We start from the raw sequence: 6,966 nt of genomic DNA on the forward strand, positions 1-6,966 counted from the left end.
AGCCTCCCCGGGAAGGGCCACGGGCCACGCCCGTCACCTCCGCCCCTTATCGTTGTCGGCCATGTGGCCAGGACAGCAGCCCGCCAACGGGGGCGAGCACAACCCGCAGCAGCAACCGAACCCCTACCAGCAGCCCAACCCGTACCAGCAGCCGGGTTACCAGGGGCCGGGGTACGGTCAGCCCAACCCCTACGCGCAGCCCGGCGGGCCGCAGTGGACGCCGCCCGCCGCGCCCGGGGGCCCGCAGCCGCCGGCGGGCGGCGGCCGCGGGCGGCGCACCACGGTGATCGCCGTCTCCACGGCCCTGGCCGTGGTCGCGGCCGCGGTGGTCACGGGCGTGCTGGTACTCAAGGACGACGACGAGAAGACCACCGCGCAGAACGACCCGAAGCCGCCGGCGTCCGCCTCGGCCCCGGCCCCCTCCAGCGCGAGCCCGTCGGGCTCCTCGTCCCCCGAGGCCAACCCGCGGGGCGGCAACGAGGACGTCAAGCCGGTGATCGCCGGCTGGAAGCCGGTCGTCAACCTCAAGCGCCTCAACATCTTCGACGTCCCGCCGGACTGGAAGGTGAGCGGCCCGTCGATGCAGTACAGCATCAGCGACGAGGCCGCGAAGGGCGACAAGAGGTACCTCCTGCCCAAGCCGGCCGCGGTGATGACGGGCCCGGCCGTCTACAAGGACGGCGTGTGCGAGGCGCACAACGCGATGGGCGCGACGGGCACCAAGGGCGCGCAGGGCGCCAAGAGCCTGGGCAGCGCCGCCGAGACCGAGGCGCTCAGCTGGGTGTGGGCGGCCTTCGACCAGAAGAAGACCGGGAAGTTCGAGAACACCGACGCGAAGGCGTTCCGCAGCGACCACGGGCTGTCCGGCGAGATGGCCACGGCGACGGTCACCGGGGTGAAGAAGACGGGCAAGTGCTCCAGCGACGGCAAGGCCGTCGCGTTCACCTTCAAGAACGGCAACGGCGACCTGGCCACCTGGATCCTCTTCAGCGTCAAGGGCACCGACGACGAGATCCCCGACGCGACCATCAAGAAGATCATGAGCTCACTGCGGCCGCTGGAGTCCTGACCGGCCGCCCCGGCTCATCCCACCCCGAACGCCCCGGCCGGTGGTTCCGGGGAGCCGACCGCGTCCGCGTCGGCCACCGGAACCGCCCCGGCGGCGAAGCGGGCGAGCGCCTCGCCGTGTTCGACCCGCGCGGGGAAGGCGTCGGCGGCCGCGCGCCGGGCCAGCACGCCGACCGGCAGCGGTTCCGTGGAGGCGGCCAGGACGACGTTGCCGAAGCGGCGGCCGCGCAGCACCGGCGCCTCGGCGATCAGGCACACCTCGGGCAGGACGGCCGCGAGGGTGGCCACCTGCGCCCGCAGGAAGTCGAACGGTGCGCCGTCGGCCAGGTTCGCGACGTAGGTGCCGCCGGGGCGCAGCACGCGCGCGGCCGAGCGCGCGTACTCGACCGAGGTCAGGTGCGCGGGCACCCGGGAGCCGCCGAAGACGTCCGCGACGATCACGTCGGCGGAGGCGTCGGCGGCGGACTCCAGGGCCGCGCGGGCGTCCTCGGCCCGCACCGTGATCCCGGACCCGGCGGGGAGCGGGAGGTGCTCGGCCACCAGGGCCACGATCCGGTGGTCGGCCTCGACGACGTGCTGCCGGGAGCCGGGACGGGTGACGGCGGCATAGCGCGGGAGCGTGAGGGCGCCGCCGCCGAGGTGGAGCACGTCGAGCGGCCGGCCGGGCGCGGCGGCCGCGTCGAGGACGTGCCCGATCCGCCGGGCGTACTCGAACTCGAGGTGGGACGGGTCGTCGAGGTCGACGTAGGACTGGGGCGCGCCGTCCACCGTCAGGAGCCAGGCGCGCGCCCGGTCCACGTCCGGCAGGAGTCGGGCGGTTCCCCGGTCGGTCTCGCGGGTCACGGGTATCGGTTCGTCCACCTCCCCATTGTGACCGCTGTGGGCAGGGTGACCACTGTCGGCACCCTCATCCGGTCACCCGGCCCGCGCCGACGGTGCGGCCGCCCTCGCGGAGGGCGAAGCCGAGGCCGGGTTCGACCGGGACGCCGCGGTCGAGGACGGCGGTCAGGGTCACGGTCTCGCCGGGGCGGGCGACGGCGCGCGGGCCCAGGTCGATGCCGCCGGGGACGTCGGCGGTGCGCAGATGGAACTGGGGGCGGAAGCCGGTGGCGACCGGCGTGCGCCGGCCGCCCTCCGCCGGGTCGAGCACCCGCACGCTGGCCTCGAAGCGCCGGCGCGGGACGACGCTCCCCGGCGCCACGATCACATCCCCGCGCCGCAGTTCGTGCCCTTGCGCTCCGCGCAGCAGCAGCGCGACCCGGTCGCCGGCCCGCGCGCTCCGCACGGGTCGGCCGAAGGTCTCCATCCCGGTGACCAGGGTGGGCTCCAGGACCCCGGGTGCCTCGACGCGGTCGAGGAGGCGCAGGGTGCCGCGTTCCACGGTGCCGATGGCGACGGTGCCCGTGCCGCGTACGAGGCGGACGCGCTCCACGGGCAGCAGGAAGGGCGCGCCGGTGGGGCGCGGGGGGACGGGCACATAGGTGTCGACGGCGTCGAGCAGCGCCTCGATGCTGCCGGTCCACCGGGGGTCGCCGGCCAGCGCGCCGAGCGCCGACACCCGTACGACCGGGGTGAGTTCGCCCGGTCGTCCGTGCGCGGAGAGCAGGTCGCGGACCTGGAGCTCGGCGAGGGCGGTGAGCTCCGGCTCGGCGGCGTCGGCCTTGCTGAGGGCCACGACGAGGCCGGTCACGCCCATCTGCCGGGCGAGCAGGAGGTGTTCGACGGTCTGGGGCATGACGCCGTCGAGCGCCGAGACGACGAGGACCGCCCCGTCGAGCCGGGCGACGCCGGAGATCATGTTCTTGACGTAGGCCGCGTGTCCGGGCAGGTCCGCGTGCACGTAGCGGCGGGTGTCGGTCTCGTACTCCAGGTGCGCGGGGGCGACGGTGGCGCCCCGGGCCGTCTCCTCCGGGGCCCGGTCGAGCCGCCGGACGGGGACGAAGGAGGCCGTGCCGCGGGCGCCGAGCACCTTGGTGACGGCCGAGGTGAGCGTGGTTTTGCCGTGGCCGACGTGGCCGATGGTGCCGATGTTGAGGTGCGGCTTCACGGGGGCGTGGCTCTGCCGGTGGACGTGGTTCTGCCGGTGGGCGTGGTTCTGCTGGGACATGGTCGTTCTCCGGTTCTCCGGTGCGCGGGCCCGGCGCTGCGGCCGGTGGGCCCCGGGGCTGACCGACCCTCCCCGTACGGGGCCGCGGGAACGATCCGGGAAGGGTCAGCCTCGGACGAGGCAGGGCATACCGGAGGGCACGGAAGGGCGCACAAGGTGGGCGGCCCCGAGCGGACCCGCGACCGCGGGCCGTTTCGCGCAAGGGGCGTACCGGCACATGCTCCTGATGCTCGCTCACCGCGGAGGGCCCGTCGAATGGTTTTCGCCCGGACCGCCCCGCCGAACTCGCCGCCCCGCCGAACTCGCCGCCCTGCCGAACTCGCCGCCCCGCCGACCGCACCGACGCGCGCCGTCACTTGATCCGGCGATCACACCGCAGATGCCCCCATGTCGGTTACGCTCCTTCGGTGCCCGACTCCGCCGCCCCTTCCCCCGTCCCGGACGGGCGCCGCGCCCGCTTCGCGCGCTCCCCGTGGACCCGGCTGGGGCTGCTGGTCGCGATCATCGGCGGCGCGGTGGCCACCGTCCTGGCCTGCCACCCCGAGCGGCTGCTCGCCGGGGGTCTGCCCGCGGGCATGCCGTACGGCGCGGCCTTCCTGCTGTTCGCCGCCGCGTACGGACTGTGCACGGCGGCCTTCGTGCCCCGCCCGGTGCTGAGCGTCGCCGCCGGCACCCTCTTCGGCACGCAGGCCGGCTCGCTGGCGGCGCTGGCCGGCACGGTGCTCGGCTCGGCCGTCTCCTTCGGGCTGGCCCGGCTGCTGGGGCAGAAGGCGCTGCGCCCGCTGCTGCGCGCCCGGTGGCTGAAGGCGGCGGACCGCCAGCTGAGCCGGCACGGCTTCCGGTCGATGCTGGCGGTGCGGCTCTTCCCCGGCGTGCCGTTCGCGGCCGCCAACTACTGCGCCGCGGTCTCGCGGCTGGGCTGGTCGCCGTTCCTGCTGGCCACGGCCCTGGGCAGCGCGCCCAGCACGACGGCGTACGTGATCGCCGGCAGCCACGCGGCGTCGCCCACGTCCCCGGCGTTCATGGCGGCCGTGGCGTTCCTCGCGGTGACCGGCCTGGCGGCGGTGCTGGTGGCGTGGCGCCGGGCGCTCCTGCCGGGCCGGCAGCGGCCCTCCTGACCGCCCCGGCCCGACCGCTTCAGCCTCCGCTGTTCTCCTCGTCGTCCCGCTCGCCCTCGGCCTGCGACGGCGTGGTGCGCGGCGTCTGGGGGTGCTGCTCCTCGCCGAGGTCGTCGTCGCGTTCGCCTTCGGCCTGGGACGGTGTCGTGTCGCTCATGATGATCTCGCTCATCGTGCTCCCCTTCCCGCTACCTCCAGTGTGCCGCCGGTGCGGAGGTCGTGCCGTCGGTGCGGAGGTCCACGAGTACCCGGGAACGGGGAGGGCATGCGACGGCGGGAGCCGGTCCGGTCCATACATCCGGGACACAAAGAAATCCGCCGATTTCGGGCGATCCCCCGCGTCGCCCGAAATCAGCGGATATACCGGAATTCGCCCTGCTCAGAGGGCAGGACAACCGATACCCTCCTGAGTATATTGGCCCGGAGCCAGTCAACGCAGGAGTTACAGCATGTCCCCCCGCAGCGCGTCGGTCAATGAGGAGTTGCGCCGCAGGTCCCGCGAGCGGCTCCTCAAGGCAACCGTGGAGCTGGTGGACGAGCGCGGCTACGAGGCGACGACCCTCGGGGACATCGCGGGGCGGGCGGGAGCGGCTCGCGGCCTCGTCTCCTACTACTTCCCGGGGAAGCGGCAGTTGCTGCAGTCGGCCGTGCACCGGCTGATGCACATGGAATTGGCGGCGGCGCTCGAACGCGAACCGGTGACCCAGGACGGGCGCGAGCTCATGGCGCGCGCCATCGACGCCGTCCTCGGCCTCGCCCACCGGCGCCCCCGGCTGATGCGCACCCACATGGCGGGCATCCTCCAGGCGGAGGGCTTCATCCAGTGCCCCGAGCAGCAGCGGCTGGCGTTCCTGCTGCGCGACACCGTCGCCCGCTACGGCTCCACCGACCCGGAGTCCGACTACCGGCTGCTGCGCGCGCTGCTCATGGGGGCGGTGGTGGCGGTGTTGATGCCGGGGATCCCCATGCCTGAGGAACGGCTGAGGGCAGAGTTGTTCCAGCGGTACGGGCTCGACTGGGAGCTGGGAATTCCGCCCGGCCCGAAACCGCCGTCGCCCAGTGTCTGAGTGAATCCGGTGTGCTGCCGTGACGCGACGGCAGTGGGATGCTGGTCGCATCCGCCGGAAGGAGAGACCTCCGTGCTTCGCGTCGCAGTGGTGGGATCGGGGCCGAGCGGGGTCTTCACCGCCCAGGCCCTGGTGCAGCAGGAGACCGTCCCCGGGGTGACCGTGGACGTCCTGGACCGGCTGCCGTGCCCGTACGGGCTGGTGCGCTACGGCGTCGCCCCCGACCACGAGAAGATCAAGTCCCTGCAGAACACGCTGCGCACGTCCCTGGAGCACCCCGGGATCACCTTCCTCGGCAACGTCCCTGTGGGTCAGGGCCCCGGGGAAGTCCCCCCGGAGCGGCTGCGCGAGCTCTACCACGCGGTCGTCTACTGCGTGGGCGCGGCCTCCGCCCGGCGGCTGGGCATCCCCGGCGAGGATCTGCCGGGCAGCTTTTCGGCCACGGACTTCGTCGCCTGGTACAGCGCCCATCCCGACTCCCCGCCCGGCGGGTTCACCCTGCCCGCCCGCTCCGCCGTGGTGATCGGCGTCGGCAACGTCGCCGTCGACGTGGCCCGGGTGCTGGCGCGCGGCGCCGACGAACTCGCGCCGACCGACGTGCCGCACACGGCCCTGTCCGCGCTCGCGGACAGCCGCGTCACCGACATCCACATGGTGGGCCGGCGCGGGCCGGCGCAGGCGAAGTTCACCACGAAGGAGCTGCGCGAGCTGGGTTCGCTGCGCGGGGCGTCGGCGCTGGTGCGCGCCGAGGAGGCGGCACTGGATCCGGCGTGGCAGGACGCCTCGGCGCTGCCCGGCATCGTCCGGCGCAACGTCGAAGTGCTGCGCGGCTGGGCGCGGGAGCCGGCCCCGGAGCGCGGGCGGCGGATCCATGTGCGCTTCTTCCTGCGGCCCGTGGCCCTGCTGGGGGACGAGGCGGTGCGCGCGGTGCGCTTCGAACGGACCGTCCCGGACGAGTCCGGGGGCGTGCGCGGCACCGGTGAATTCGAGGAGATCGAGGCCCAGTTGGTGCTGCGGTCGGTGGGCTACCGCGGGGTGCCGATCGCGGGGCTGCCCTTCGACGAGGCGAGCGGGACGGTGCCGCACGCCGCCGGGCGCGTGCTGCGCGACGGCGCGCCCTCGCCCGGGGAGTACGTGGCGGGGTGGATCAAGCGGGGCCCGACCGGGGTGATCGGCACCAACCGCCCCTGCGCCAAGGAGACGGTGCAGTCCCTGCTCGCCGACGCCGGGCCGCTGTTGGCCCGGCACCCGGCGGACGACCCGCGCGCGGCCCTGCGGGCGGCGGGGGCGGACCCGGTGGAATGGCCGGGCTGGCTCGGCATCGAGGCGGCGGAGACGGAGCTGGGGCGGAGCCTGGGGCGTCGCACGGTGAAGATCCCTGATTGGGAGGGGTTGTTGGTGGCGGCGGGGAGGGGGCGGGGGTGAGGGGTTTTGCCCCGAGCCCGCCCTTTCACCGTTTCTTCCGGGGCTGCGCCCCGGGGCCGTAAACCCGCTTAGCCGCGGTGACCCGGGGTGCGCCCCACGGCGCGGCACCCCCCGCCGCGCCGTGGTGGGGGGGGGGCGCCCCCCGGGCCCCCCCGGGGGGGGGGGGGGGGGGGGGGCCCGC

At 74.8% G+C, this 6,966-nt stretch carries 7 protein-coding genes; 4 read left to right on the plus strand and 3 right to left on the minus strand.

Annotated features, from left to right (window positions below):
- The first annotated feature begins 61 nt into the window (after positions 1 to 61).
- Positions 62 to 1,069: a hypothetical protein gene (locus tag I5Q34_RS28010; protein ID WP_199895224.1), complete on the plus strand. Its 1,008-nt coding sequence runs from the start codon at positions 62 to 64 to the stop codon at positions 1,067 to 1,069.
- A 14-nt stretch (positions 1,070 to 1,083) separates the two neighbouring features.
- On the opposite strand, the gene I5Q34_RS28015 is transcribed toward I5Q34_RS28010, so the two are convergent.
- Together I5Q34_RS28015 and I5Q34_RS28020 are read right to left on the minus strand one after the other, a co-directional pair.
- Positions 1,084 to 1,929 carry a spermidine synthase gene (locus I5Q34_RS28015; protein WP_199895225.1) on the minus strand — a complete coding sequence of 282 codons (846 nt, stop codon included), beginning with the start codon at positions 1,927 to 1,929 and terminating at the stop codon, positions 1,084 to 1,086.
- 46 nt (positions 1,930 to 1,975) lie between these two features.
- A complete protein-coding gene (locus tag I5Q34_RS28020) occupies positions 1,976 to 3,175 on the minus strand; it encodes an elongation factor Tu (RefSeq protein ID WP_199895226.1) in 1,200 nt (399 codons plus the stop codon).
- Positions 3,176 to 3,582: 407 nt separating this feature from the next.
- Here I5Q34_RS28020 and I5Q34_RS28025 point away from each other — a divergent pair, with 407 nt between their 5' ends.
- A complete protein-coding gene (locus tag I5Q34_RS28025; protein ID WP_199895227.1) occupies positions 3,583 to 4,293 on the plus strand; it encodes a TVP38/TMEM64 family protein in 711 nt (236 codons plus the stop codon).
- Between the two features lie 19 nt (positions 4,294 to 4,312).
- On the opposite strand, the gene I5Q34_RS28030 is transcribed toward I5Q34_RS28025, so the two are convergent.
- Entirely contained in the window at positions 4,313 to 4,465 is a 153-nt protein-coding gene (locus tag I5Q34_RS28030; protein WP_199895251.1) for a hypothetical protein, read from the minus strand.
- Between the two features lie 277 nt (positions 4,466 to 4,742).
- On the opposite strand from I5Q34_RS28030, the gene I5Q34_RS28035 reads away from it, so the two are divergent.
- Together I5Q34_RS28035 and I5Q34_RS28040 are read left to right on the plus strand one after the other, a co-directional pair.
- A complete protein-coding gene (locus I5Q34_RS28035; protein ID WP_199895228.1) occupies positions 4,743 to 5,360 on the plus strand; it encodes a TetR/AcrR family transcriptional regulator in 618 nt (205 codons plus the stop codon).
- A 72-nt stretch (positions 5,361 to 5,432) separates the two neighbouring features.
- The gene (locus I5Q34_RS28040; protein WP_199895229.1) at positions 5,433 to 6,785 is read left to right on the plus strand and encodes an FAD-dependent oxidoreductase; all 1,353 of its coding nucleotides are present in this window, start codon (positions 5,433 to 5,435) and stop codon (positions 6,783 to 6,785) included.
- Positions 6,786 to 6,966: the final 181 nt, after the last annotated feature.

This window comes from Streptomyces sp. AV19 (genome assembly GCF_015999245.1).
Taxonomy (GTDB): Bacteria; Actinomycetota; Actinomycetes; order Streptomycetales; family Streptomycetaceae; genus Streptomyces.

Bases quoted from the DNA above. Each gene is read 5' to 3' on its own strand.
- I5Q34_RS28010 (WP_199895224.1), top strand. From the start codon at position 62: ATGTGGCCAGGACAGCAGCCCGCCAACGGGGGCGAGCACAACCCGCAG.
- I5Q34_RS28020 (WP_199895226.1), bottom strand. From the start codon at position 3,175: ATGTCCCAGCAGAACCACGCCCACCGGCAGAACCACGTCCACCGGCAG.
- I5Q34_RS28030 (WP_199895251.1), bottom strand. From the start codon at position 4,465: ATGAGCGAGATCATCATGAGCGACACGACACCGTCCCAGGCCGAAGGC.
- I5Q34_RS28035 (WP_199895228.1), top strand. From the start codon at position 4,743: ATGTCCCCCCGCAGCGCGTCGGTCAATGAGGAGTTGCGCCGCAGGTCC.